Below are 26,988 nucleotides of genomic sequence, written 5' to 3'. Positions count from 1 at the left end.
CCCCGTATACCCTGCAATGACGTTTTTTCTAAGTGTTGGATTGTTGAATCGAACCCTGTCGGCGCATGAGTTTTGTTAAAACTGTACATATCATTCAATCCACCTCTCACCATTCATTGTTCGTTATGAACAAATCATTCACTCTCACTGCACAAAACATGTATTTGTCATCACCATACATGCTCTACTCAACAGCTGTTTTATGAAGTAGAAATCATCTGTTTTTCCGTAATTTTCATGACTCAACAAACCGTAATGATGTAGGTGTCATTAGTGGGTCAGATAGTGTACTCAACAGCAGTTTCAGACGTTAATGATAAACTCATGGATTTTTGTTGTTTTCTCCTGTTTTCCGCCATTTCCTCATAACTTCTGAAAAAGATGTGCCAATTTTGTGCCGCACGGGCCAAAAGTTCAGCGTTTTGTATAAACATTCGGCGTTTTCAGTTCATGCAGCTGTGAAATATAACCAATTTCAGTGCCCCATATAGTGTGCAAAACAGGCTCTTTTCGACGATGCTACGTCAATACGGTTTGTTGAGTAGACATTTGTAGGCGCAGCTATTACCACGAAATCAGCATCACTATATGCCTCTTTCGCATCCAGCGTAGCGGTCAGATCAAGTTCCTTCTCAGCCAGATATTTTTCAATATACTCGTCCTGAATCGGGGACTTTTTATTATTAATTAACTCCACTTTTTCCGGGATGATATCAACGGCGGTAACTTTATGATGCTGTGCCAGAAGCGTAGCAATCGAAAGGCCAACGTATCCAGTACCAGCAACTGCAATCTTCAAATCCTTAAAATCTCTCATAATCTTTCTTCTCCTCTCCCACGCTGTGGGGTATCATTTTCCACATCACTGTGGGAATTATTTATTTTCATTCATATAAAACTCTTTGTACCACTCAGCGAATTTCCTCAGACCGTCTCTCAGGCTCGTACTCGGTTTAAATCCAAAATCTCGCTCCAAAGCACTTGTATCCGCATAAGTCACTGGCACATCTCCTGGCTGCATCGGCACAAGCTCCTTATGAGCTTCAAAGTCATAATCTTCCGACAGTACACCAGCCCGCACCAATTCTTCGCTCAAAATCTGCACGAAATCCAGCAGGTTCTCCGGATTGTTGTTGCCGATGTTATAAACCGCATATGGCGGTAACGGTAGACCATCTTCGCCATTTACCTTATCCGGCGCTTTTTGCATCACACGTACAACACCCTCGACAATGTCATCTATATATGTAAAATCACGCTTGCAGTTGCCATAATTGAAAATCTTGATCGTTTTGCCATTCACCAGCTTATTGGTGAAACCAAAGTACGCCATATCTGGACGACCAGCGGGACCATAAACTGTAAAGAACCGCAATCCCGTGGATGGAATGTTGTAGAGCTTGGAATAAGCGTGGGCTAAAAGCTCGTTGCTCTTCTTCGTTGCCGCATATAGGCTTACCGGATTATCTACCTTATCATCCGTGCTGTACGGAACCTTCTTATTAGAACCGTAGACCGAAGAGCTTGAAGCATATACCAAATGCTCCACACCTGTTGCTCCATCATCATAGGAATGACGGCAAGCCTCCAAGATGTTATAAAAGCCAATCAGGTTAGATTCGACATAGGCATCCGGGTTCGTGATGGAATACCGCACACCAGCCTGCGCAGCCAGATTCGCAACTATCTGCGGCTTGTATTTATCAAAAATTTCAATAATAGTTTCTTTATCAGCGATGCTGCCTTTCACAAAAACAAAAGAAGGATGAACAGACAGTTCTTTAAGTCGTGCCTCCTTCAGTCGGACATCATAATAGTCGTTCATATTATCGATGCCGATAACTGTCACATCCTCCACATCGCTGTACAGGCGCTTCACAAGATTACTACCAATAAAACCGGCAGCTCCTGTAACCAATATTGTTTTGCCTTTTAAATCCACACAACTCATAACTGTTACTCCAATCTTGTTAAACTATTTATAAACACTGCAACAAATCTCATTTATCCACAGTGGCGAACCAATCCTTTCGATGCTTTCAAGTACTTCAACAATACCTTTTCAGAGGAAATATTTTTTGCGCAGTCCTCGAAAACCCACATAAATCAAGGATTTTTACGTGTTGTCCCTATTATTTCACCAGCCCCAAGCATTGCTATTTTCAGTTTTTTATTGCCTGTATTATCCCTGCCCATAGCATCCTTTTTCTTCAGAGTTAATCCCTCAATATCTTTTCTTTCTTTATTTTCAACGCCGTGTGCATACCCCTCTTGATAACATCATCAACATAGGTCTACGCTAAATTTCATGTGAAACAACATCTGTCGCTTTCTCGTATACCCCATGAGGGCATGTGTTTTCAGTTCACTTATTCGCCATCTTTATGCCACTTAATCGTCCCTTTTATTAGCTGACTCAAAAAATTTTGATTTGAAAGCTTGATAAAACTGCGCCAAAATCGGGGGAAATCAAGGAATTTCTTGGTTTGTCCTTATCATATCTTCTCTCAAGTGAAATGTTGTTCATAATGCTATTAATATAGTTCTACATTCTCACCACAAAAGTGACCTATTACGTTTGTTTCCCTCACCATCCCTACATCGCCCCGTCTCTCCCCAACACAGCCTGCACTGTCTGAAGCAGAATCTTAATATCCAATCCCATCCTCCACTCAGTTATGTATTTTTTATCCAGTTTCACGACCTCTTCAAAATCCGTAATCTCACTTCTCCCGCTAACCTGCCACATACCTGTAATTCCTGGTTTTACGCTCAGCCTGACCCTATGGCGTAAATCATATTTCTCCCACTCATCCACAGTAGGCGGCCTGGTGCCCACCAGGCTCATATCTCCTTTAAGCACATTCCAGAACTGAGGGAACTCGTCAATGGAATAATTCCTGATGAAATTTCCAATTCCCTTTTTTCCGCCTATAATTCTGGGGTCATTCTCTATCTTAAACATCATCCCGTCTTTTACACGGTTCTGATTCATTAATTCCTTTTTACGTTCTTCCGCATCCATATACATACTGCGGAACTTATATAATTTAAATCTCTTGCCATTCTTTCCAATACGCACCTGCGAAAAGAAAATCGGTCCCGGTGACTGAATATAGATACAAGGTGCCACGAACAAGAACAATATTCCTGCCAATATACAACCTAACATCCCGCCTGCAATATCCATGGTCCTCTTAACAAATGCCTGTCTCCACGACGCCATATTAATGCAGCTGGTAAGAACCGTATAATTTCCCAAACGCTCCACATGCTGTATCTGTCCCTTTAACCTTCCCATCTCAATCAGCTTCAGATGTACGGTGACACCCATGTCAATGAAATCATCCATAAGCTCCTGGGGCAAAGGCATGTCCTTTGGCAGATTTATAAACACTTCATCCACCCATTCGTGGCACACATACTCTGCAATCCCATTTTTGTCTGTCACTATGGTTACTCCATTTATAGTTCTCCCAGCCCAATCCGCGTCCAACAAAGATACACCTATGATATGAAAACATTCATAATTTTTATTTAGAATATTCTGTACCACTTCTTCCACCATTCCCTTGGATGTAAGAATAAGTAAAGAACGCTTTCCTTTTCCTTCCAAACCTCTTGTTAATAAATACTTCTTCCAATAAATCCTGGCTATGTAACTAATAACAACATATAAAATACCTGTTGTTACTAAGGTTATTCTGGAATACTCTTCCCCCTTTTGAGTCGCAAACAGATAAAAAGCCGCAATCAGTATAACCAGGCATACGTGCTTCAATGTTTCCGTAAACTCTTTAAATTTTCCCCTCTTTAACACATTTTTAAAGCTCTCGCCAAAAAAAGTTACGAATACTTGTATGAACAGAAATACAAATGCCATATTTCGGTACAACCGGCTAGCATAAGGCCAACGGATCCCCTGGCGTATAAAATATGCAGCAATATATGCGACCTGAAGGCATACTGCATCTATTAAGGTAAAGTCACAATGCTTCAGCCAGCCTTTATCTGTTTTTCGATACATCTTTCTTCCACCACTCTTTTCTCCTAAGTACTTCTGTAAAACCGGGGGGCCCGGCATCAGCCATTTTCTGCCCCCCGGCCAGCATCTTCTCAATGCTCTAGTTCTTATACACTACGGATAATGTACCAGACCCAGGAACATTGACAGCTACTGTTTTTGTTACCGGATCCACCTTAACAGCCGGAATCAGCTGCCACTGGCCAGTAGCATTGTCATAGAACAATACCTGCACGTTGTTTACATTGGAAACCAGGTTAGGCACATACAGGGATACCTCTACTGCACCAGTCTTAACAGCGCCGGTAGCCGCATCCTTGGTAATGATTGCGTGTGTTCCTGTCAAAGCATTATAGCCTGTCAGATCAACACCCTGTACAACCTGGTTCAGTGGTCTTCCCGCATTGATATCGTTGATAGCTGATACCACATCAGAAGGAAGTCCTGCTGTTGCTGCTGCGCTGTCTGCAAATGAAACAGCGGTGTCGCCGATAACAGCCTCTCCCTTGGAATTGGTTGTTACCTGCTGTCCTGTAGTCGTTACTGTGTCTACTGCAACGCCAATCGTGCTGCCTGTTGGGCTTGAACTGGTTGTGGCGCCTGTAGTCTTGACACCAGTAGCTGATACAGATACTGTGGTGTTGGACTTAGAGCTTGTAGTGCCTTTATTGCTACTGCTGCTGGATGAGCTAATAGAACCGCTGCCATCACTGCCGCTGCTGGATGCACTGCCTGCTGCAAAAGCCCATGCAGGCTGTGATGCCAAAGCTGCTGCCAGCACTAAAGCTGCTATGCATTTCTTTTTCATATCCTTCACCTCTCCTTTCTCTCCTCAGAGTAGTTATATTCAATAAACAGCATGATACCATGCTGAATATTGCGGTATTTTACTGTCCCAGCCGGTATTGCGTTTCTCTGTACTGCCAGCCTATTCAATCTCCCGATAAAACAGCTCCAGCAGTATAGGCGTCAATGCTTCTTTGTCAGCATAAAATTCATCATATCTGGGGGTCACCACGCCTTCACCAGGCACTGTGTAAAAATCTTCATCACTCAGTTTTCCACTGCCCACCGCGTCCATGGCTACTTTAAGATATTGGTCCTTGGCCATATTAGTAACCATGTATTCCTGAACCCGGTCAAACAATCTGACCACAAGCCCGCTGTCTTTAACCGAATGCTTCTGGACTGCCTCAAAAAAACCTTTTATGTATTGCTGCTGCTGGTCCATCCGGTACAATGCCGAGTGATCAACACGAATATCACGGTATCGAACGAATATCTCCGCCTGTTTTCCTTGCAGAGTTACGGTTTCCCCTTTCACCAGCGCTGGGTCCCTGGATTCCATTCCTTCTGTTCCAATGGTTACGGTAACCCCGCCGACTTCATCATTCAACACAGGGATGGCATTTGTATCAGCTGCCATGTACCACTCTATTTTCAATCCTCCAAAAAGCTCAGATACTGCTTCCACCATATATTCACAGCTTCTCTCCCGTCCATCCCCATACGCATAAGCCAGGTTCAGATGCTGCATGTCTTTTCCCAACTCATTTCCGCTTAAATCAGTGAGCATGATGTCGGTCATGGTATCCCGGGGTATCATCAATATCTTTATGGTATTCCTTACTGTATCCTGGGCTATCAAAAATAAACCGTCCGCCTGTCCTCCGAAACCAGTGGTGGTCTTCTCCGTCATATTTCCCGACCGGTCTATCCCCATACACAAAATAGCCTTGACATAGCTGTTGCGTCTGTACTGTTTTCCCTTATATTCCACAACATCTCCGCTAAAACTGCACATACTGTCTTCCTGTACCTCATACTGTTTCCCGTGATTCCTGGCTGCAATCTCTGCCTCCAGGACCTTCCTGTCCCGATACAGTTTCACACCTGTCCATATAAAACAGGTAAGTGAAAGGGCCGCAGCACCCACAGCCAGCCGGCATACCAAATTCTTATGGTTTCGGAGCCAGCTCATGCCTCTGCCTTCCCGTATCTGTCATATTTTCCATAATGACCATATTTGGAATATTTCCCGTATTTTCCATAGTACTTACTGTAGTATCCATTTCTCTTCATATTCACCTTATTGAGGACAACCCCCAAAATGCGGCACCCACTTTTTTCCAGCTGTCCCTTAACCCGCTGTTCCAGCCGGTAGCTTATGGAGCCGCTTTCAATCACCATCACTGCTCCATCACATTGACGGGCCACAATCGCTCCGTCTATCAAATTGCCCATGGGAGGCGTATCGACAATGATATAATCATACTTTTCCTTCAATTTGGAAATCATGTCTCCAAACAGGCTCTCCTCCAAAAGATCTGCCGGATTCGGTGAATACGGGCCTGCAAATATAATGCTGAGATTTTCTATATTTGTATCATAGAGAACATTCTCCAGCGACCTTTGTCCGCTTAAATATTGTGACAATCCGGACACCTCCCGCTCCAGTTGGTAACGGGAAACCAGTACAGATTTACGGATATCAGCATCTATCATCACTACCTTTTTACCGATTTGGGCGAGGGACGATGCCATGGCAAATGTTATATCGCTTTTTCCCTCGTCAGGAAGGGAACTGGTCAGCATGATTGTCTTAATCCCGCTTCCACAGAATTGTATATTGGTTCTCAAAGTCTTGATAGCTTCGTTATAATGATAGTCATCCTTCATTATCCTGTTTAGTGTAACAAATTGACTCATGATCACGGCCTCCCCTTTTCTTCTTTCTGGATTTTCCTACCACTGGCTTGTTCCCTGATTTAGAGGAAATCATGGCCTCTTTATCTTCCGGCTTCTCTCCCTCACGTTCCGGCACGGATGCAAGTACGGATAATCCAAGATACTTTGTAACATCTTCCTCGGTACGTATTGTATCGTTCAGGATTACATGCACTGTAATAAAGCCGCATACCAGCACGGCCCCCAGAAAACCACCTATTAATGCATTCTTTGTATTGCTCGGACTAGATTTAAGGATTGGAACCTCACCCTCCTCAATTAATTTGGGCGGTACCATTTCCATGATGTCACCAATATAGTCTGAAGATGTGACTGCAATCTTGTCTGCAATCAATTTTGCCATGTTGGGATCCGGATCCTCCACAGAGATGGAGAGGATTCGTGTATCCTGGGGATTATCAATGGTAACCTTCTCCACTAACTCTTTGTATGTAAGATTTAGTTCCATATCTTCAATTACCTGATTGAGGACCCTTCTGCTTGTCACAATGATTTTATAGTCCTTAGTCAGCTGGCTTCCTATCTGCAAGTCGGCCAGTGATGTCAATGTCGTCTCCTTTGAAAGAATATAAACCATTGCAGTAGATTTATACTGGGGAGTGAGCACGAATGCACTGAATGCACCTGATACACCCCCAAACAATATAATGATTCCCAATATAATCCATATCTTACGTCGAAACTCCCCCAGCAGTTCCAAAAGATCGATTTCAATCTCGTCGTCATCATAAGTCTTTTCCATACGTCTTTGTATTCTCCTGTTTTTCTTTTTTGTATTGTCTTTTTTGTATTACCTTTTTCGCATTTCCCCGCAGCAGACCATGCAGTTTAAGTCCATCCAAGTGCTTAACTAACCATTGAAAACTCTCCTCAATATCCGGCTTTCTATAATCCATTCGATGCATGTCGGTTCCCAGGCAATAAACTCTGTCCTGCATAACCTGTTTCCGGCACCATCGGACCTCTTTATCCAATATGCTGTTTCTCTTCAGGCTGCTGAAGTTCATCTGCAGTCTGCAGTCACACTGGACTAACTCAGACATATTGCTATCCTCTCTCAGGCATGCATATCGTTCCACGTGCGCTATGATTGGAATATATCTGGCCATAGTCAGTTTTCTGACCGCCTGGTACATCTTCATGTAAGGCACCTGAGGTTCAAATTCCACCAGAACATATTGGCTTCCATCCAGCGTAAGTGCTCTCCCGTTCTTAAGATTCTCAATCAGTCCCTCGTGATAATAAGTTTCCTGTCCCAATCCAATCTGGAAATCAGGTGCGATCTTTCGTGCTTCCTCCTTCAGCTTTTCCGACAAATCATATATGTCAGAAGGCAGTCCTCGTCTTGAATAATGCGGTGTTGCTATAATATATCTGATTCCCTGCCGGTAGGACTCCTCCAGCAATCTCCTGCTCTCATCCCAATCCCTGGAACCGTCGTCAATTCCCGGAAGAATATGGGCATGAACATCAATAACTCCAGTCATATGAGTCCCCCATTATATTTCCGATATAAATTCCGAAGGTAAGGAAGCATGTCGTCTGCCCACGCGTATTCAGGCATATAACTTCCTGAAAAAAGAGTAATATAATCAGGATTTCCCTTGATGAATTCGTAAAAATCACAGATAAACTGCTCCGTGTCTACTGCATAACTCCCTCTCTTTTTAATCAGTATCCGTTCAATCCCATGTTCCATTAAATTCATACGGAGGCGATAGTATACAACCCTTAAATTATTTTTTGCTGTACGTTCTTCTATATTTTCATACAGTAGATACGTCATTTGGGATAGGGAGACACTGCTTCCGCGTTTTTCAACCATGATAGCGAGCATTTCCTTTGCCTTGCTGCTGGGAAAATACAACATTTTACCATTGACATAGACATCGAATCCATCGAATGTCTTTATAAATATATTTACATTTTCCGTATCTGCCATTAGCGTTATTTCTCCCGTTATTTCAGGCCGCATGCCACCGTTCTTTGTAAGGATATACCACTCAGTTGCTTTCAATATCGTTACAAAACCGTTTCAAATGGCATATAATAACAATTTTTGTAGTATTCTGGAAATATTTATTACTATTTGTTAATTCCAAATGGGTATAAACCGTAAAAGACAACCCACTGGGCACAAAACCAAAATTGTAGAAATAAACTTTTAGTAAGCGATGGGGCTTGCGTAAAAACAGCAATGATTCTATATCACTGTTTACCTGTCAATTGTTTTTCAATTTATGTATATAGGTTCTATTTTATTTTGTTTGGATTTATAGTTCATAGAAGATTAAAAATCACATGAAAATGCTTATGTAAATTATCCATAGACAAGTCATAATTTAGATATTATTTTATTGTGCTCTTTTCCATTTATTGTATCTTTCTTCTCCCTTTAATTTTCGCAGCCAGTCTTAACCATCTGCGTTGACCTATCATACCATTGTTCCTATCTCTTGCCAATCTGGGGGGTTGGGGAATCTTTTTAAAAAAAGGAACGCTCACATAAGAGCGCTCCACACGTTTAAAACTTACCTGTTAAAATCCGGCCATTCTGTTCTCTAAACTCCATTGCACCTGTACTATATGCTCCCTACGACTCCCCCTCATCAAAATAATCCCTTATCAAATTCGACAAAGTAACCTCCGCCCAGCTATACTCCGGCATATACTCCCCCACAAAAAAGTTAGAAGCCCCCTTGACCTGGCGGACCATATCGTAGCTGTCGCAGACAACCGCTTCTTTATTAATGGCATAGGTTCCCCTGCCTTTTATAACGATTTTCTCAATCCCATATTTCTTCAATGTCTGCTTCAGTCTGTGCCACGCTAAATGGACAGCCTGTTTGGCTGCGGTTTCGTCCCGTTCTCCTTCATTTAAAATTTCAGCCAGGTGAGATAATGTTACTTCCTTTCCGCTCCAGTCCACAAGTATTGCGAGAAGTTCTTTGGCTTTGCTGCTGGAAAAGTATATCAGCTCACCTTGATAATACAAGTCAAAACCACCAAATGTTTTTACATATACCTTATCTGATGTTATATCAAACATGATTCATGCTCACCTATCATCCCGTATTCAAAGAGAATCTGTTTCTCTTTGTGTCCTCCTCTTTGTGTCCTCCTCAACCATCAGGGCCTATTTATATGTTAACATAAATGTCATTGTAAGACCAGTTGTATATCCATTAAAATACATATAATCCCCCTCCATATTTTACATAAAATATGTATTTTTTCAACTGGTTTATTTTATTTGTAATTTTAATCTGCCTCCACAATGTTTGTAACCATCTGCGGTAAAAAACGAGTGAAAAAAAGAGTAAAAAAAGAGTAAAAAAGAGTGGTTAAAAAAAGAAAGGCGCCGCTTCCAATCCGCGGCGCCCTTCTTTTTCACTATGGTCCTTCGTTTCTTATCCTAAAATCCTGTATATCCAGGTGTCAGCCGCAGCTTCCTCAGGGCTGCCGCCTTCACCACACCTGCATACCTCTTCTATTTTCCCACCACCTTATACGTTTCCTCCACAATACGCTCCATGGCGTTAAGGATGTTTTCATACCCGGTGCACCTGCACAGGTGGCCGGATATCAGTTTGCGCAGCTCGTCGCGGTTATACCTCTTTCCCGTACCTACGATTTCCACCGCTGTCATAATCAGTCCCGGCGTACAGAAGCCGCACTGCACAGCCGCTTCCTCGATAAATGCCTTCTGAATGGGGCTCAGTTCGCCGTTTGGCCCCTTCAGTCCTTCCACTGTCATGATACTGCGGCCTTCTGCCCACATGGTCAGGTAAATGCAGCTGTCTATGGCCTCTCCATCCACCAGCACCGTGCAGGCGCCGCACTCCCCTACTTCACAGCCCTTTTTCACACTGGTCAGTCCCAGACGGTTCCGCAATGTCTCCAGAAGGGATTCTCTTGGGTCCACTGCCAACTCCACTTCTTTTCCATTAACAGTCATATGCACTATATTAAGCATCCCACTCACCTCCTGCATTGATTACGGCCTGCTTTACGGCACGCCTGCCCAGCTCCTCCACCAGCTGCAGCCTAAACTCCCTGGAAGCCCTCCAGCTGGAACGCGGATTTACTTCCTCCAGAGCGCCTTTTCCCACAGCCTGGGCCAGGGCCTCCCCTGTTTCCATTCCCTTTACAGCCTCTTCTGTCTTATGACAGCGAATAGGAGTAGGCGCAGCCACGCCGTATCCCAGACGAAGGTCCTGGATATGTCTCTTATCCTCTGTCAGCTTCACGCTCACAGCGCATCCCAGGGTGGCAATCTCCATGGCATTCCTCTTGCCATATTTGATATAATGACCGCCGTATCCCTGGTAATTCTCTTTCTTAATCCTGATAGCCGTCAGCACCTCATCGTGATTCCTCACAGTCCTTCCCGGCCCGGTGTACCACTGGCTGATGGGCACCTCCCTAACGCTGTCAGGCCCCTTAAGGACCAGGACCGCGTCCAGACAGCACAGGCTGCTGGCGCTGTCCGCGCTGGTCACGCCGTTGCACACATTGCCGCCTATGGTTCCGATGTTGCGCAGCTGGGGACCGCCCGCCATGTCCACCGCGTCCCCCAGCATGGGAATGTGCTTCTGAATCATGTCATTATTGGCAATATGGGAAAATGTGGTGGCCGGACCTATGACAATGGTCCCGTCCTCCTCCATTCCTATGCCCTCCAGTTCCTTAATCCCGTGAATGCTTACCAGGGAGCAGCCGGCCAGCTTTCCCTCCCTGATTTTAATCAGCACGTCGCTTCCTCCGGAAATGACTACTGCCTCAGGGTCTTTCACTAGGGCGCGCACCGCATCTTCCACATCTGCTGCCTGATAAAATTTCCCGATATCATACATGCTGTTTCACCGCCCTTTCTATATTAATCCTGCTTCCTTGAAATGCTTCACCATCTTCTGGGGATCCATGGGCAGACTGTCCACGGCAACACCTGTGGCGTTAAGCACCGCGTTGCGCACTGCCGGGGCAACCGGTATGGCCGGCGGCTCCCCAAGGGCCTTATTTCCAAAGGGGCCTGTGGGGTCATCCAACTCCACAAAAAGTGCGTTTAAGTCCGGGGTATCCATGGCTGTTGGAAGCTTGTAGTCCAGCAAATTATCGTTTAACGGTCTCCCCTTCGCGTCAAAGAGCAGCTCCTCGCTGAGGCCGTAGCCCAGTCCCATGCTCATGCCGCCGTGTACCTGGGCGGCGGCCAGCTTGGGGTTAATCAGTTTTCCGCTGTCATGTACATTGACGATATTAGTCACCTTCACCTTGCCCAAAGGCATATCCACCTCTACCTCCGCGAAGCAGACACCGGTGGCAAATGTATTGGTCTTGCAATGGCTGGTGGCCTCTGCCGTGATATGTACGGAGCGGTCCAGGCTGTAAAATGCCGTGGTAGCCAGATCCTCCATGGGAAGCAGCTGCTTTCCGGTCTCCTTATCCACGATGTGGTTATCCCTTACATCCAGGGTATCCTGTGGCTTCTCCAGCATATAAGCAGCATAATCCAGTATCTTTTCCTTAAATATAGCGCCGGTTTTCTTCACTGCCATTCCGCTGACATAGGTCTGTCTGGAAGCGTATGCACCTGTGTCAAAGGGACTTACGTCCGTGTCCTGGGTGGACAGCACATTTACCTTGTCTTCCGTGATTCCGGTCACCTCTGCCGCCATCTGGGTGAACACGGTGTCGGCGCCCTGGCCGATTTCCGTTGCCCCCATCTGAAGCTGCATGGAACCGTCCTGGTTAAGTATCATACGGCAGGACGCTGTTTCCAGGGATATGGGGTATACGCCTGTCTTATAACAGAAGATAGCCATTCCGATTCCCTTTCGCACGGGTCCTGTCTGGTTTTCATATTCCCTGCGTTTTTCGTCCCAGCGGATAAATTCACGGCCCTTTTCCATACATTCCGCCAGGCCGTATGTATTGCATTTTACATGGGTGTGGGGATCAACGTATCCCGGCCTCATGCAGTTCTTTTTCCTGAATTCCAATGGGTCCATGTGAAGGGCCAGGGCCAGGTCGTCTGCCATGCATTCCGCCGCAAACGCGGCCTGGGGAATCCCGTATCCCCTCATGGCTCCTCCTGTGGCCAGGTTGGTGTACACGGTCCAGGCATCTGACTCCAGCACTTTCTCATCCTTGTAAATCTGCTTGAACTCATTGGAGGAGTTGGCTACGATGGCATGGGCATGGGACGCATATCCGCCCTGGTTGGAATAGGCCTCCAACTTCCTGGCAACCAGAGTGCCGTCCTTCCTGGCGGCTGCCTTTACCTTAAACTCAATGGCGTGGCGCACCCTGGTACAGCCCAGAGTCTCTTCTCTGGATATCTCCATCCTCACGCCCCTTCCTCCCACCTGGGTGGTAAGGAAAGCATTTAAGGGCTCATAGAGCACATCCTGCTTGTTGCCGAAACCTCCGCCGATGTAAGGCTTGATGACGCGGATACGGCCCATGGGCAGTCCCAGCGCCTGGCTGATGACCCGGCGCACAATATGGGGTATCTGTGTGGATGTAGTGACGATGATTCTTCCCTTTTCCATATAGGCAAAGGAGATGGGCGTCTCTATGTGGCAGTGCTGCACGCTCTGGGTCCGGTAGTCCTTCTCTATCTCCACCAGTCCCTCCTCCTTCACTGCTTCCCCGTAAGTCCCTTCGCCCACCACAAAGGAGGAATGGGCGATGACATTTCCCGGTTTTTCATCGTGAAGCCGGGTGGCGCCCTCTGCCATGGCATCCTTCACGGTCAGGAGGGGAGCATACTCCTCATACTCCACCTTCACAAGTCTGGCTGCCCTGGCTGCCGCTATATCGTCCTCCGCTATAACGGCTGCAATATCGTCTCCATAGACCCGCACCCTGGTATTGAGAAGTTTCCTGTCCGCAATATCCTGATGGGCCGTTTCCACGGACCATGGATGGCCGGGGGTGGGGAACTGGATGTCCGGCACATCGAAGCACGTGACAATCTTCACTACCCCCGGCACCTTCAGTGCTTCTTCCAAATCAAAGCTTTTTACCACGCCGTTGGCGATGGTGCTGCGTATTACCTTTGCCGCCAGAAGTCCCTGGGGCTCTAAATCGGCTGTATACTTGGCACTGCCTGTGACTTTATCAAATGCGTCAACGCGGGTCATGTTATTGCCAATTCCCATGGTGTGCTCTACCTCCTTATCTTGAATGCGCAAACGCCTGTATTCCAGGCGTCTGCATTATATGCCGCATATTTTAAATTAATACATATTTAAGTACAAATAATACCGCCAATACATACATCAGAAGGCTGATTTTCTTACCCTTTGCATGGCCGGTTGCCACGTTGATAACCACGTAGGAGATAACGCCCATTGCAATACCTTCGGAAATGCTGTACATGAAAGGCATGGCGATGATGGCGATGTAGCTCGGGATTGCCTCTGTAAAGTCGTTGAAATCAATCTTTAAAACAGAGCTTATCATCAGGAAGCCTACGATAATCAGCGCCGGGGCCGTTGCAAAGGACGGGATGGCTAAGAAAACCGGTGACAGGAACAGGGACAGACCGAAGAAAATAGCTGCCACTACGGATGTGAGTCCGGTTCTTCCGCCTTCCGCAACACCGGAAGCGCTCTCAACGAATGTGGTTGTGGTGGAGGTACCGAATACAGCGCCCAGAGAGGTACCGATGGCATCAGACAGAAGGGCGCCTCTAATCTTTGGAAGCTTTCCGTCCTTATCCAGCATATCGGCCTTGGATGCCACGCCAATCAGTGTTCCCAGTGTATCGAACATATCCACAAACAGGAACGCAAACATAATGGTCACAAAGTTCAGGGACAGGATACCGCTGAAATCCATCTTAAAGAAGGTGGGAGCCATGCTCTGAATACCAAAGCCACCGGAGAAATCTGGCAGTACGCTGAACATTCCCAGCTCTGCATTTGGCTGGTACAGTCCGGTCACTTCACAGATAATACCTAAAATCCATGTGATGAGAATTCCCCAGAGAATATTTCCCTTTATGTTCTTAACAACCAGGATACCGGTGATAAGTACGCCCACGAGAGCCAGCAGTACGGTGATTCCAACGGAATTAAATGTTCCTGCCTCCAGAGATCCTTTGAATGAAAATACGGATACAAGTGTGGCGCTCTCCACCACGATTTTAGCATTCTGCAAACCAATGAAGGCGATAAAAAGTCCGATACCTGCGGATACTGCGTGTTTCAGATTCATGGGAATGGCATTGAAAATAGCTTCACGCACATTGGTAAGAGACAGTGCGATGAAGATAAGACCTTCCACGAATACGGCTGCCAGAGCCATCTGCCAGGTATAACCCATCTGGAGTACTACGGTATATGCAAAATAAGCATTCAGTCCCATGCCGGGCGCCAGCACAAAAGGATAATTGGCAAATGCAGCCATCAGCAGGGTGGCGACCAGGGATGCAAGGGCAGTGGCTGTAAAGACAGCGCCTCTGTCCATTCCCGCGACGCTCAGGATGTTCGGATTCACTGCAAGGATGTAGGCCATTGTCATGAACGTGGTGATGCCGGCAATTACCTCTGTCTTAACGTCTGTGTGGTTTTCCGATAGGTGAAATACCTTTTCCAGGAATCCCTGATTTGATTTGTTCTCCATACTTCATACCTCCTTGAATTCATGCCTATAGTTTTCCGCTGTTTCTATATAAAAGAACGATACCCCATTCCGTCCTTTTTATACCTATTCAGTTTTCAGCTAAAATATCTTGCTGCCCGCCACATACTTGGCGTCAATATGGCGCTCATCCGAAATGTAGATGAACCGCTCCAGCCGCTCCTTTAAGCTCAGAGGCTGAGGATGCTTAAGGCTCTCGTCGTTCAGCACCAGTGCGTCTAGCTCATAGCCTTCCTCAAAGCTACCGGCCTTTCCGAAGAACCCGCCGCCGCCCTTTGTTCCCAGGTAGAATGCCTCCTCCGCCGTAAGGGGCTTCAGTGTCTCATCCACCAGTCTCCAGCGCAGCTTTGACACCTGGATGGCGTCAGCCATGGCCCTGAATACGGACTCTCCCGCACCTCCGGCCACATCCGTGCCAAGTCCTGTGTGGATTCCCTGTTCCAGATATGTCCTTACGGGCGCAATGCCGGAGGACAGGTTGGTGTTGGACTGCGGACAATGGGCCACGTATACGCCGTTTTCCTTCATTCTCTGTATTTCCTTTTCCGGAGGCCACACACAGTGGGCCATGATGGTTTTTACGCCGTTGCCGAACATGCCGAAATGGTCATACGCATCTCCGTAAAACTCAGACCACGGGCACAGTTCCTTCACCCAGTCAATCTCTCCCTTGTTTTCCGACAAATGGGACTGGACCGGAAGTTCATACTCCATCTGAAGCTTCTTGAGCTCTTCCATCAGTGTGTCGGTGCAGGTGGGAATGAACCTTGGCGTGAGAATGGGAACCGTGTTCCTGTACCGTCCCTTTATGTCCGCCAGCCACTGTCTGGTTTCCCTCAGGGATTCCTCTGTCTCCTCCACCAGAATATCCGGACTGTTCCTGTCCATGTTGACCTTGCCTACCATGGTCTTAAGTCCGGTTTCCTCCATTAAATCCATGAGAAGCTCCGTGGCCTCCCTGTGCATGGTTGCAAATATACAAGCCCTTGTGGTTGCGCTGTGTTTCATGTTTTCCGCAAATATGGTATACGCCCTTTTGGCATACTCCATATCGCTGTACTTGGCTTCTTCAGGAAACGTCCGCGTGTTCAGCCATTCCAATAGTTCAAGGTCCATACCCAGACCTCTGAATGAATACTGCGGGGCATGGAGATGAAGGTCCGTAAGACCCGGCACAATCAGCCTGTCTCCATAATCCGTCAGAGGAAAGCCTGCATACATCTGCGGAAGTTCTTTGTACACGCCGGCTGATATGCCATCTGTACATACCAGATATCCCTGTTCCACACATATCAGTGCGCGGGAATCCTGGCTGTAGCAGATATTGCCCTTTAATACAAAATTCTCTGCCATATGCTCCTCCTTTTCCGTGATACGCCGTTGACCGGCGCACCCTTGTATTCACCCGTACAGCGGCGGGCCCGGGCGTCCATCTGCATTTTTTGCAAACAAAAAAACCACCGCTGTTCCTAAGGCTCCACATCAGCCTGTCTCCGGCGCCCCGGGCAGTACCTGATGTGAAAACTTATAGTCAACTATTACGGTAGTTGGTAGAAACGCTCAACCTATCTTGAGCATATATAAGTTTTGAATACTTATACTTCTATTCAATTGCGTCATCTTCTGACACCTTGAGTCTATCACAATAGACAACTCTGTGTCAATATATCTCGTATTTTTTGTGCATTTTCTACATTTTGTATAAAATAATTGGCAGATATATGAAATCCTTCCCTTTTCTTTGTGCGAAACCAATATTCTTTTAAAAATACAACGATGTGATTTGACGCAGAGCTCTCAACCGGAATTTCTCATCACCGCACCAAATCGTCCGCCAGACGCTTGATCTTCTCCCTCTCCCCAATCACAAGCACCGTATCCTCATCCTGAAACACATAATCCGGGCTGACATCTGTGGTCAGCCATCTGCCTCTGGTGATGGCGATTATGTTAATGCCGTACCGGTTCCTCAGCTGGGCGTCCCTGACAGACTGGCCTGTAAGCTTTCTGGTGGTTTTTATTTCAGATATATCCACGTTCTGGTCCGGCTCAAAGAGATTGAATATGCGCTTTGAGATAAGCCTTCTGGCCAGGCGGACTGCCATATCCCTCTCAGGATACACCACCTGGGCCCCGATTTTCTCCAGAATCTCGCCCTGTTCCGGACTGTTGGCCTTGGCCACCACCTGGGGCACGCCCAGATTGATTACATTGAGGGTGGTTAGAATGCTTACATCCACCTTGTCACCGATACAGACCACTACCACATCACAGTTTTGTATTCCCGTCTCCCGCAGCGTCTCCTTCTGCAAATCCTTTACCACATACGCATGTTCCGTATAGTTTCTGGCCTGCCTGATTTTTTCCTCACTTCTGTCCAACACCATAAGCTCTTTATCCGCCTCGGCCAGGGTTGCGGCCAGTGCGCTTCCAAACCTTCCCAGACCTATGATTCCATAAGACATTGCCTCTGTCTGTTTTCGTACCATATAAAAAACCTCCTCTATCCATTTAAAATGTGTTTACAGCCATATCAATACTCCTATCCTATCCGATGGAAATGCTTCCCTCCGCATAGGATACGGATTTAGTGGGTTTGAATACCCAAATCGTCACGATGGTCAACGGCCCCAGTCTGCCGATATACATTACCAGCACCTCCAGAAGCTTGCTGAGGGAGCTGAGCCCCGGCGTAATGCCGGTAGACAGACCCACGATTCCGAAAGCCGAAGTGATTTCAAACAAAATATCCTCAAAGGGAACAGCCGGCTCCAGGATACACATGAAAAATGTTCCCAGACACACCACCAGGGCCGACAGAGCCGTCACAATGGCTGCCTTGTAAAATGCCTCCTGGGGAATCCGGTAATGGAAGGCGTGGGGCTCCTCATTGCAGGCAGCTCCTTTGATGGTACACCCAGTCCGCCAATCTGAATCAGAAGGGCCACCACGGTCTGGCCCAGGGCCGTATAGGTATCGGCCGTGTCCACGGCAATGAGGCCGGTAACACACACAGCGCTGGTGGATGTAAACAGCGCGTCCACATAATGAAGCCTGACTCCCGGCTTCACACACACCGGCAGCATCAGCAAAGAAAAACCTGTAAGGATGACGGCCAGAAAACCAATGGCAATGATTCTGGCAGGAGACTGCCTTTCCAGATACTTCATATAATCACCTCCCAGTGCCTTCAAGCTTACCACTAAGGGCATAAAGCAGGTATAACGGAACCGTCTCCGGTATAAAGATTATGTAAATATTCTATAAAGATACAGTCATTTAACTCAAAGATATGATATACTGTCCAGGTAAACAATGAAGGAGGTTTTTCATTCCATGGCCCGTACCCGAATCCTTGACACCCTAAAGACCATGGCAGTTCTGGCCGCAGCCACTGCCGTTGGATTCCTGTTAGAAACCATTGGCCTGTCCCAGGCCAATATCATTACCGTATATATTCTGGGAGTCCTGGTGGTGGCGGCAGTCACGGCCAGCCGCTGGTACAGCATCAGCGCATCCCTGGCCAGCGTACTGCTGTTCAACTACATATTCACAGAGCCCATGTTCGTTCTGAAGGCAGAGGACGCAGGCACCCAGCTTACCCTTCTGATTACGTTCCTGGCAGCCGTATTCACCAGCTCCTACACCGTACAGATGAAAGAAAAGGCGCGGCTTTCCCAACAGGACGCCTACCGCTCCGGCGTCATCCTGGACACCAGCCAGATGCTCCAAAAGGCCGCTGCCCCGGCGGACATCCTTTCCTGTACCGCCAGACAGCTGAACAAGCTGCTCAAAAGGGACATTACCTGCTTTGAACAGGATGGTGCCGGCCTTAAGTCCCCTCTTTGTTTCCGTGAGTACTCGTCCCCCGCAACAGGGCGGGGCCCGTCCCCGGATACCCTGGAGGAACTGACTGCTGCCCGGAAATGCTTCCGGGAAGGAAAGGAAACAGGGGCTGCCACAGAAGTGTTTCCCGCGGCGGCTTACCATTTCCTGCCCCTTCAAAGCTCCGGTGCTGTCTATGGCGTCATGGGAATCCTTGTGGGCAATACACCTCCCGGCGACTTTGAAAACAGCCTTGCAGTAGCAATCATAGCCCAGTGTTCCATGGCGCTGGAAAAAGAATATATATCCAGAAAGCGGGAGGAGGAGGCTGCCATGGCCCGGGCTGAACAGCTCAGAAGCAATTTGCTGCGCTCCATCTCCCATGACCTGCGCACCCCTCTCACCAGCATATCCGGCAATGCAGGCGTCCTGATGAGCGATGGAGGGAGCCTGACAGCCGAACACAGGAACCGGATATACAGGGATATATACGATGATTCCATGTGGCTTATCAATCTGGTGGAAAACCTTCTGTCCATCACCCGTATGGAAGGGCAGGGCGTCCATCTGCACATGGAAACCGAACTGCTGGAGGAAGTCATAGATGAGGCCATGCGCCATATTAACCGGCGTCATGAACACCACACCATCAAAGTGAATCAGATAGGTGACTATATCCTGGCTGACATGGATGCCAGGCTGATCATGCAGGTCATAACCAACCTGGTGGACAATGCGGTGAAGTACACGCCGGAAGGCTCCACCATTATGGTAAACAGCCGCCAGGAGGGCTCCTCTGCTGTCATTGATGTCAGCGACAACGGACCCGGAATCCCCGATGAGTCCAAGGAAAAGATTTTTGAAATGTTCTATACCACCGGTCATAAATCCGCGGACGGAAAGCGGGGCATGGGACTGGGGCTGCCCCTTTGCAGGGCAATACTGAGCGCCCACAGGGGCACCATCGAAGTTTTGGACAACAAACCTGCCGGAAGTATTTTCCGGCTTACATTACCAGCCAAGGAGGTATCCTTACATGAATAAGCCATCCATCCTGATTATAGAGGATGACAAAGCAGTGAAAAATCTCATCGCCACTACCCTGGAGATGCACGATTACCATTATACATGGGCGGATAAGGGAGAACAGGGTATCCTGTCCGCTGCTTCCCAGCGGCCTGACATCATCTTGCTGGACCTGGGGCTTCCGGACATGGACGGAGTGGACGTGATTCTCAAAGTCCGTTCCTGGACCAATACCCCCATGATTGTCATCAGCGCCAGAAGCGAGGACAACGATAAGATAGCCGCCCTGGACGCCGGGGCGGACGACTATCTGACCAAGCCTTTTTCCGTGGATGAGCTTCTGGCCAGACTCCGCTCCACCCAGAGGCGGTTGCGCTATATGCAGTCCCTGGAGGAAGTCCAGTCCTCCCTGTTTACCAACGGCGGGCTCACCATTGACTATGCGGCGGGATGCGCCTGCCTGGACGGGGAAGAACTGCACCTGACCCCTTATGAATACAAGCTCCTCTGTCTCCTGGCCCACAACGTGGGAAAGGTCCTGACCCACTCCTATATAACCCGGGAGATATGGGGCGCTGCCTGGGAAGGAGACGTGGCCTCCCTCCGTGTCTTTATGGCCTCCCTGCGCAAAAAGATTGAAAAAAATCCCTCACAGCCCCAGTACATCCAGACCCACGTGGGAGTGGGGTACCGGATGATGAAGCGGTAAGGGATGAAACAAATAATGAATGATTATGTCATGAAACCTTTCAGAGCCCAGTCATATGTATCCATGGCCTGCTGGAAACCTGCGTCTGCCCTTTCTTTGGCAGCAGCGGCGTCCATGTAGGCCGCTTTTGCCTCCAGATATTCCTGGCGCGACAGCATTCCCAGGGCCAGCTTGTTGGACGCGGCCTGAAACGCGGCTTCCTGTGATTCCATGGACGTTAAGGCGCTGGTCCAGAGAGTCTGGCTGGCCAGGACATCCTGATACAGGGTATCCAGCTGACCGTACATTGCCTCCTCGCTCTGGCGGATATCACGCTGGCGGGCATGAAGTTCTTTATTGGAGCTGGCTCCCCCGCTCCTTTGTTCCCTCAGGGAATAATTGTTTCCCAGTGCCCGCCATTTGTCGACGCTGCCTCCCATCTCACGGACACGCTCCGGCCGGGGCGCGGGCATGGGACCGATTTCCGTCTGGGATCCTTCCGGATATCCGGTTAGAATGAGTAATTCCTTCTTCACCCGTTCCATCTCGTCCCGGGCAGCCTTTGCCCTGGCGGCAGCCCCATCGGCTTCCTTTCCCGCCTGGTCCGCCTGGGCGGCAGAAGCGCTTCCTGTCTGGACCTGGCGCAGCAGCTTCTCATACTGGCTCTGTTTCCACTCTGCCTGAGCCAGAGCAGCCTCCTGTTCCGCTTTAAGGGTATTATAGGTGCCCATGAGATTCTGGGCGGTCCAGAGCACGGTATCCTCCATCCTGCGAAGGGACATGGATGCCTGGCTGCCCTGGGCCGACCGTATCTGCTTATCCATATCCTTGGCCGCATCCTCCAGTGTCTTGGCCTGGGCCCGGTACTGGCTGGCACTGTCTTTGTCGCCGTCCTTCTCCAGATCCTCGGCCTCCTCCCTGAGAAGCCGTCTGGTTTCCATGATTTCCTCTCTGGCATTTTCATACCGTGCCAGGCGGCTGTCATACTGCGCCTGTTCCATCTGTATCTGGGGGCTGTAGGCTTTCACCAGAGTCTCCAGTTCCTCATAGCGAATGACGTCGGGCATTGCGTCTGCATGGACCTCCAGAGGATGCTGGCAGGCAAAGAGGATGCCGATGCAGAGCAGTAAACATTTTTTCACCATATCCTATGCCCCCTCTGTCTGTGCAAGGCCATTGACCGCCCATCTGTAATCCTCCAGGGCCTGCCTGTATTTCAGGCCCGCTGTGTCGCATGCGGACTGGCTGGAGACCATGGTTCCCTGCTGCTGTGTATATTCATTTTTGGAAATCATGCCCAGGCTGTATTTGCGCTCGGCTGTCTGAGCCCCGGTACGGGCCAGCTCAAACTCGCCCGCGGCCTGTTCATAATCAGCCCTAGCCTGCTCCAAAAGCTTATACTTGGCTTCCACATCCGCCGCAATCTGCCTGCGGCCTGTCTCCACCTTCTGATTCATCACATCCCACTGGGACCCGTTGCCTGTAAAGGTTAGACGGCGCTCATTGGCTGACTGGGTAAAGTTCTGCTCCAGGGCCCTTTCCTTATCCAGCTCCAGGTCAATCTGATCCATCTCCCCGGCGTCCGGCACCGGCACTTCCCTGATATCCGGCCGGGCATCGTGATCCCATCCGGTCATGACGCAGAGCTCTCTGCGAAGTCCGTCCCGTTCCCTGCCGTTGGTCTCCAGGGCTGCCTGGGCTGCCTCCATCTTTTCCCGGGCCCCAAGCAGCTCAGCCTGAGTGGCCATGCCCTGGCCGGCTTTCACTGCCATGGCTTCATACCTTGACCTGGCCTGGTTCACATCTTCTTCCAGGGCAGGACGCGCCTTGGCCTTCTGCCAGTAGGATATCATCTTTGTCTGGGCATCCTTTACAAGGACGGCCTCCTGTCTGTCGTACTCCAGTTTCTTTACCCGTCCGTCCTCATTCTGGGAATCAGCCAGCTCCTGGTTCTGTTCAGCCTGAAGACGGGCGCTTATGGCCCCCACCGCTGTCCCCGCGTATCCCGGCTGGTCCTCATTGACGGAATCCATCATCTTGTCGCTGGAATCGTAAAGCCTGTCAGCAATGTCCTGGTAGGCATTCTTCATTTCATCGTGGTCCTTGCCTCTGTATTCATCGTATTCCAGACGGTTATTGATGACCGTGGCATTGTATTCATGGATCAGGTCAGCCAGCTCCCCGTATTCCAGCACATCATCCCTCAACGCCGCCCATTTTTCCGCAGAATAGGCAAATTCCGGGCTGGCCCACGCAGTCACCGGCCGCAGCATACCCTGGGCCGGGACCAGCATCAGGGCCAATCCAATGGCTCCTGCTCTCTTCCATGTACCGTTCATCCGTCTCACTTGCCTTCCTCCTGTCCCGATTTATGATTTTCTCGTCGATGCTTCTTGACCGTCTATTCGTAACGCAGCGCGTCTATGGGGTCTGCCTGGGCTGCCTTGGAAGCCGGATACAGTCCAAAGAAGATACCCACCACTGCCGAGAATGACACCGCAACTATGATGACCCCCGGTTTTATGACCACCGCAAATCCCAGCAGGAATCCCCCCAGGGATACGGTTCCCACTCCCAGTATGACTCCGATAATGCCGCCGCAGGCTGACAATATGGCTGACTCCGTTAAAAACTGAATCAGCACATCTCTGGTCCTTGCGCCCAGGGCTTTCCTGATGCCGATTTCCCTGGTGCGCTCCGTCACGGACACCAGCATGATATTCATGATGCCGATGCCGCCTACCAGCAGTGAAATGGCCGCGATACCGCCCACTGCCATGGACAGGTTTCCCATCATGCTGTCCACCGAGGTCATTTCCTGCATGGCCGTGTACATGTACATATCCTCCGGCTGCCTGCCGTGCATCTTGGCAGCATATGCCTTGAACTGGCTGAAGAACTGGTCCAGGTTCACATCTTCCTTTGCGTACACATGGAGCTGGTAAAAATTATCATTGGGCCAGGTCAGCAGGGTGTAAGGCATGAATGCCGAACCCTTGTCATTGCTGCCGCCCATCATCAGGGCCTGGAGGGCGTTGGTCTCCTTGCGGTACACTCCCACCACCGTAAAGTCGTCGGTAGAGCCATATAAGGTGGTCCTGAAAGACCGTCCAACCGCATTCTCAGTGCCGAACAGCATCTGGGCGCTCTTGGTATCCATGACCACATTCTTCCTTCTTCCCAGGATGTCTCCCTCGTTGAGATAACGGCCGTACACCACATTCACCGGCTGGACGTCCTGGTAATTGTAATCAATTCCCTGATAACCAAATTTAATCTTAGTCCGCTTATACTCTGCATCACTGCTGGTAAAGGCGCTGCTGTCTATATAAGCCACCTGGTCCTTAAACGCCTCCCTGGCCCGCTCCATCTCGTCCAGGTTAAAGTAATCGCTCTGCCGCACATCATCCACCCAGTAACCAATGGAAACATATGCCTGGGTAATACCCACGTCCTTGTACAAATCCGAGAAAAGTCCCCGCATGGTATCTCCGATGGACACGATGGCTATGACGGAACCAATGCCGATTATGATTCCCAGCATGGTCAGGGCGGAGCGCATCTTATTGGACCGGATGGCTGAAAACGCCATCTTCATGTTTTCAATCAGCATCCTGCTCTCCTCCCTTTCCATTCCCTGAAACCACCCGGGCCACATTCAGCTTGTCACTCTGTATCTGTCCGTCGCTGAACCGAATAACGCGGTGGGCAAAGGCCGCTATATCCTCCTCATGGGTAACCAGCACCACGGTGGCCCCTTCCTGGTGAAGCTTTGTAAACAGCTCCATGATTTCCACTGAGGAGGCGGTATCCAGGTTTCCTGTGGGCTCGTCTGCCAGAATCAACGGCGGTTCATTGGCCAGGGCCCTGGCTATGGCAACCCTCTGCCTCTGGCCACCGGAGAGCTCATTGGGCATATGTTCCTTTCTGGCTCCCAGCCCTACCCGCTCCAAAAGCAGCCGGGCCCTGACCGCCCGTTTGGCCTTTGGCACCCTGGCATAGGTCATGGGCAGCTCCACATTCTTAAGGGCCGATGTCCTGGATATCAGGTTAAAGGACTGGAATACAAACCCGATTTTCCGGTTTCTGATATCGGAGAGCTGGTCCGGCGTCATGTCCGCCACGTCAATGCCGTCCAGGTAATAGTGGCCCAGGGTGGGCCGGTCCAGGCACCCAAGTATATTCATCAGGGTGGACTTTCCGGAACCGGAGTGTCCCATAATGGCCACAAACTCTCCTCTTTCGATGGTAAGGTTTATCTTTTTAAGTCCCAGTACCTTGATGGCTCCGGTATCATATATCTTGACCAGATTCTCCAGCTTAATCAGGGGGCCGTCATGGACATCTTCCTGCATTATGCTGTCCCTGTGCAAAAACTTCATCCACTTATTCATACAGCGCCTCCTGCTACTTGGTGATCAGCACGGCAGCACCGTCAGCCAGATGAGGGCCCGGATTGGTGATGACCTGCATTCCCTCCTCCAGCACAGTGCCGTCAGCGGGAATGACCTCCACCACCACGTCTCCGTCCACGCCCATGGTCACAGGTATGCGTTTCACCTTCATATCCTGCACAATGGCTATGTATGTCACTTCCCCGTCGTCAAAAAGCGCCGATGTGGGAACTACGAAAACATCCTTTGCCTCCCTGATTAACAGTTCTGCTTTTGCCGTGATTCCCGCAATAAGCTTCGAGCTCCCGCCGTCCACCCGTATGGTAGTGGGGATGACCCTCTCCGTGGAACCGCCGCCCTTTTCCTCGCCTGTGGGCGATATCTTTATGACTTCTCCTTCCGCGGTCTCACCGCCCAGGATATCCGCTGTGATGGTCGCCATCTGTCCTACCTTTACCTTGCCGATGGAAAACTCGCTCACCTTGATTTCCAGCTCCAGCTGCTCCAGGTTCTCAATGCTGAGAATGGGTTTATCATCCTCCACCTTATCCGCAAACTGACCCACCTTGGAATTGACACGGACCACGGTGCCGTCAATGGTGCTCCTTATCTGGGTATTATCCAGTTCTTCCCTTTTCTTCTCCAAATCAAAGGCCGCATTCTGTATCTGAATGCCGTAGGATGAATCCGCAACACCTCTTCCGTTCTCAACCGTGTAGCCTTCCATCTGCCTTCTGGCATCATTCAGGGCATTGGCGCTGGTTTCCAGTTCCATCTGGGAAATGTCGCCGGTGGCAAAGAGCTGGCTGTTCCTGCTGTGATCCAGGCTGGCCTTCTGGAAATCCTGGACTGCCTTTTCGTATCCAAGAGCTGCTTCCTTATCCTTTTCCTGCTTATTAGCCACCGCCAGGTCGTAGGCGTTCTGGGCAATCTGCACTTCCCGCTCCAGGTCCGTGCTGTCCACCACGGCCAGTACCTGTCCCTTTGTCACGGTATCGCCTTCCTTCACATTCATGGCGGTGATTTCCGCGTGAATATTGGACACCACGTCCACGCTGTCTGTTCCTGATACAGGACCGCTTACCGTGAGCTTTTCCTGAACGTCCTGTTTTGCCAGAGGCATCACGGCAACAGGGATTCCCATATCCTTTTTTCCTCCTGACATGCGGGAGAATCCAAACAAAACCACTGCCGCCAGTAGCAGGACCGTGATTATCTTACGTTTCCGGCTGAATCCCTTAAAGCGCCGGACAGGGTGGAATCCTCCCTCCGGCGTACGGTGTCCGGTGTCCGGTCTTATGCTTTTTTTCTTTTTCTTTCCGTTTCCATCCTCTTCCGGAGCCATCAGCTCCTCCACGCGGCGGTCAATCTCCTCTGACTCTGAAATGCCTTCCAAAACCTGGATTTCCTCTGAATCACCGGCTTTTTTCTCTGTTCCCATGACTCCCTCCTTAATACCAGCGGATAGTGTATTATTTATATTAATACAATTATATCACATATGGTATACTTATACAACAAAAATAAACACTCGCGCTATTGTTGTTCATTTAATAAGGCTATTATATAGGTTTGCCATAAATATTTCATCTAGTATTTTCATAACATTTCATAAATGAAAACGAAAGATTTGC

The 26,988-nt window shown here is 49.0% G+C and carries 22 protein-coding genes, 2 pseudogenes and 1 riboswitch; of the genes and pseudogenes, 2 read left to right on the top strand and 22 right to left on the bottom strand.

Going from position 1 to position 26,988, the window contains the following annotated elements:
- Positions 1 to 514 precede the first annotated feature (514 nt).
- The 17 genes and pseudogenes from LA360_RS25260 to LA360_RS31635 form a co-directional block, all read right to left on the bottom strand.
- A pseudogene (locus LA360_RS25260) lies at positions 515 to 817 on the bottom strand (3-hydroxyacyl-CoA dehydrogenase NAD-binding domain-containing protein); the annotation flags it as partial.
- 57 nt (positions 818 to 874) lie between these two features.
- Positions 875 to 1,951 carry an NAD-dependent epimerase/dehydratase family protein gene (locus tag LA360_RS25255; RefSeq protein ID WP_022203174.1) on the bottom strand — a complete coding sequence of 359 codons (1,077 nt, stop codon included), beginning with the start codon at positions 1,949 to 1,951 and terminating at the stop codon, positions 875 to 877.
- A 645-nt stretch (positions 1,952 to 2,596) separates the two neighbouring features.
- A complete protein-coding gene (locus tag LA360_RS25250) occupies positions 2,597 to 4,027 on the bottom strand; it encodes a sugar transferase (RefSeq protein ID WP_022203175.1) in 1,431 nt (476 codons plus the stop codon).
- Positions 4,028 to 4,124: 97 nt separating this feature from the next.
- Positions 4,125 to 4,832, bottom strand: a complete 708-nt coding sequence (locus LA360_RS25245) for a hypothetical protein (RefSeq protein ID WP_022203176.1) — start codon at positions 4,830 to 4,832, stop codon at positions 4,125 to 4,127.
- A 120-nt stretch (positions 4,833 to 4,952) separates the two neighbouring features.
- On the bottom strand, positions 4,953 to 6,005 hold the full coding sequence (locus tag LA360_RS25240; RefSeq protein WP_022203177.1) for an LCP family protein: 1,053 nt from the start codon (positions 6,003 to 6,005) through the stop codon (positions 4,953 to 4,955).
- A complete protein-coding gene (locus LA360_RS25235; protein WP_022203178.1) occupies positions 6,002 to 6,733 on the bottom strand; it encodes a CpsD/CapB family tyrosine-protein kinase in 732 nt (243 codons plus the stop codon). The genes LA360_RS25240 and LA360_RS25235 overlap by 4 nt, the downstream gene beginning before the upstream one ends.
- Positions 6,693 to 7,514, bottom strand: coding sequence for a YveK family protein (locus LA360_RS25230; RefSeq protein WP_022203179.1), 822 nt, complete (start codon positions 7,512 to 7,514; stop codon positions 6,693 to 6,695). The genes LA360_RS25235 and LA360_RS25230 overlap by 41 nt, the downstream gene beginning before the upstream one ends.
- Positions 7,498 to 8,259 (bottom strand): CpsB/CapC family capsule biosynthesis tyrosine phosphatase, encoded by a 762-nt coding sequence (locus tag LA360_RS25225; RefSeq protein WP_022203180.1) that lies wholly within the window; start codon positions 8,257 to 8,259, stop codon positions 7,498 to 7,500. Before LA360_RS25225 ends, LA360_RS25230 begins: the two co-directional genes overlap by 17 nt.
- The gene (locus LA360_RS25220; RefSeq protein WP_022203181.1) at positions 8,256 to 8,714 is read right to left on the bottom strand and encodes an AfsR/SARP family transcriptional regulator; all 459 of its coding nucleotides are present in this window, start codon (positions 8,712 to 8,714) and stop codon (positions 8,256 to 8,258) included. Before LA360_RS25220 ends, LA360_RS25225 begins: the two co-directional genes overlap by 4 nt.
- 651 nt (positions 8,715 to 9,365) lie before the next feature.
- Positions 9,366 to 9,821 (bottom strand): hypothetical protein, encoded by a 456-nt coding sequence (locus LA360_RS25215; RefSeq protein ID WP_022203182.1) that lies wholly within the window; start codon positions 9,819 to 9,821, stop codon positions 9,366 to 9,368.
- A gap of 441 nt (positions 9,822 to 10,262) precedes the next feature.
- Positions 10,263 to 10,748 (bottom strand): xanthine dehydrogenase subunit XdhC, encoded by a 486-nt coding sequence (xdhC, locus tag LA360_RS25210; protein WP_022203183.1) that lies wholly within the window; start codon positions 10,746 to 10,748, stop codon positions 10,263 to 10,265.
- A complete protein-coding gene (xdhB, locus tag LA360_RS25205) occupies positions 10,741 to 11,628 on the bottom strand; it encodes a xanthine dehydrogenase subunit XdhB (RefSeq protein WP_022203184.1) in 888 nt (295 codons plus the stop codon). The genes xdhC and xdhB overlap by 8 nt, the downstream gene beginning before the upstream one ends.
- Positions 11,629 to 11,646: 18 nt before the next feature.
- On the bottom strand, positions 11,647 to 13,935 hold the full coding sequence (gene xdhA, locus LA360_RS25200; RefSeq protein WP_089775418.1) for a xanthine dehydrogenase subunit XdhA: 2,289 nt from the start codon (positions 13,933 to 13,935) through the stop codon (positions 11,647 to 11,649).
- A 73-nt stretch (positions 13,936 to 14,008) separates the two neighbouring features.
- Complete coding sequence (locus LA360_RS25195; RefSeq protein WP_022203186.1) at positions 14,009 to 15,403, bottom strand: NCS2 family permease; 1,395 nt, start codon at positions 15,401 to 15,403, stop codon at positions 14,009 to 14,011.
- A gap of 99 nt (positions 15,404 to 15,502) precedes the next feature.
- A complete protein-coding gene (locus LA360_RS25190) occupies positions 15,503 to 16,774 on the bottom strand; it encodes an amidohydrolase family protein (RefSeq protein ID WP_022203187.1) in 1,272 nt (423 codons plus the stop codon).
- Between the two features lie 155 nt (positions 16,775 to 16,929).
- A riboswitch (purine riboswitch) is annotated at positions 16,930 to 17,025 on the bottom strand.
- Between the two features lie 210 nt (positions 17,026 to 17,235).
- Positions 17,236 to 17,910: a potassium channel family protein gene (locus tag LA360_RS25185; RefSeq protein ID WP_022203188.1), complete on the bottom strand. Its 675-nt coding sequence runs from the start codon at positions 17,908 to 17,910 to the stop codon at positions 17,236 to 17,238.
- 58 nt (positions 17,911 to 17,968) lie between these two features.
- Positions 17,969 to 18,591, bottom strand: a pseudogene (locus LA360_RS31635) (potassium transporter TrkG).
- 166 nt (positions 18,592 to 18,757) lie between these two features.
- Between LA360_RS31635 and LA360_RS25175 the strand changes: the two are divergent.
- On the top strand, positions 18,758 to 20,290 hold the full coding sequence (locus LA360_RS25175) for an ATP-binding protein (protein WP_022203191.1): 1,533 nt from the start codon (positions 18,758 to 18,760) through the stop codon (positions 20,288 to 20,290).
- Complete coding sequence (locus LA360_RS25170) at positions 20,283 to 20,981, top strand: response regulator (protein ID WP_022203192.1); 699 nt, start codon at positions 20,283 to 20,285, stop codon at positions 20,979 to 20,981. Before LA360_RS25175 ends, LA360_RS25170 begins: the two co-directional genes overlap by 8 nt.
- 23 nt (positions 20,982 to 21,004) lie before the next feature.
- On the opposite strand, the gene LA360_RS25165 is transcribed toward LA360_RS25170, so the two are convergent.
- Genes LA360_RS25165 through LA360_RS25145 form a run of 5 tightly spaced genes read right to left on the bottom strand, consistent with a single transcriptional unit; the run spans position 21,005 to position 26,795 of the window.
- Entirely contained in the window at positions 21,005 to 22,105 is a 1,101-nt protein-coding gene (locus tag LA360_RS25165) for a TolC family protein (RefSeq protein ID WP_002595984.1), read from the bottom strand.
- A gap of 3 nt (positions 22,106 to 22,108) precedes the next feature.
- A complete protein-coding gene (locus LA360_RS25160; RefSeq protein ID WP_112483526.1) occupies positions 22,109 to 23,308 on the bottom strand; it encodes a TolC family protein in 1,200 nt (399 codons plus the stop codon).
- 53 nt (positions 23,309 to 23,361) lie between these two features.
- On the bottom strand, positions 23,362 to 24,573 hold the full coding sequence (locus LA360_RS25155) for an ABC transporter permease (protein WP_112483528.1): 1,212 nt from the start codon (positions 24,571 to 24,573) through the stop codon (positions 23,362 to 23,364).
- Positions 24,563 to 25,354 (bottom strand): ABC transporter ATP-binding protein, encoded by a 792-nt coding sequence (locus LA360_RS25150; RefSeq protein ID WP_112483530.1) that lies wholly within the window; start codon positions 25,352 to 25,354, stop codon positions 24,563 to 24,565. The genes LA360_RS25155 and LA360_RS25150 overlap by 11 nt, the downstream gene beginning before the upstream one ends.
- 13 nt (positions 25,355 to 25,367) lie before the next feature.
- A complete protein-coding gene (locus LA360_RS25145) occupies positions 25,368 to 26,795 on the bottom strand; it encodes an efflux RND transporter periplasmic adaptor subunit (protein ID WP_112483532.1) in 1,428 nt (475 codons plus the stop codon).
- Positions 26,796 to 26,988: the final 193 nt, after the last annotated feature.

The organism is Enterocloster clostridioformis (genome assembly GCF_020297485.1).
Taxonomy (GTDB): Bacteria; Bacillota; Clostridia; order Lachnospirales; family Lachnospiraceae; genus Enterocloster; species Enterocloster clostridioformis.
Note: the sequence above shows the minus strand (reverse complement) of the source record. Positions and strands in the feature narration are given on the sequence as shown.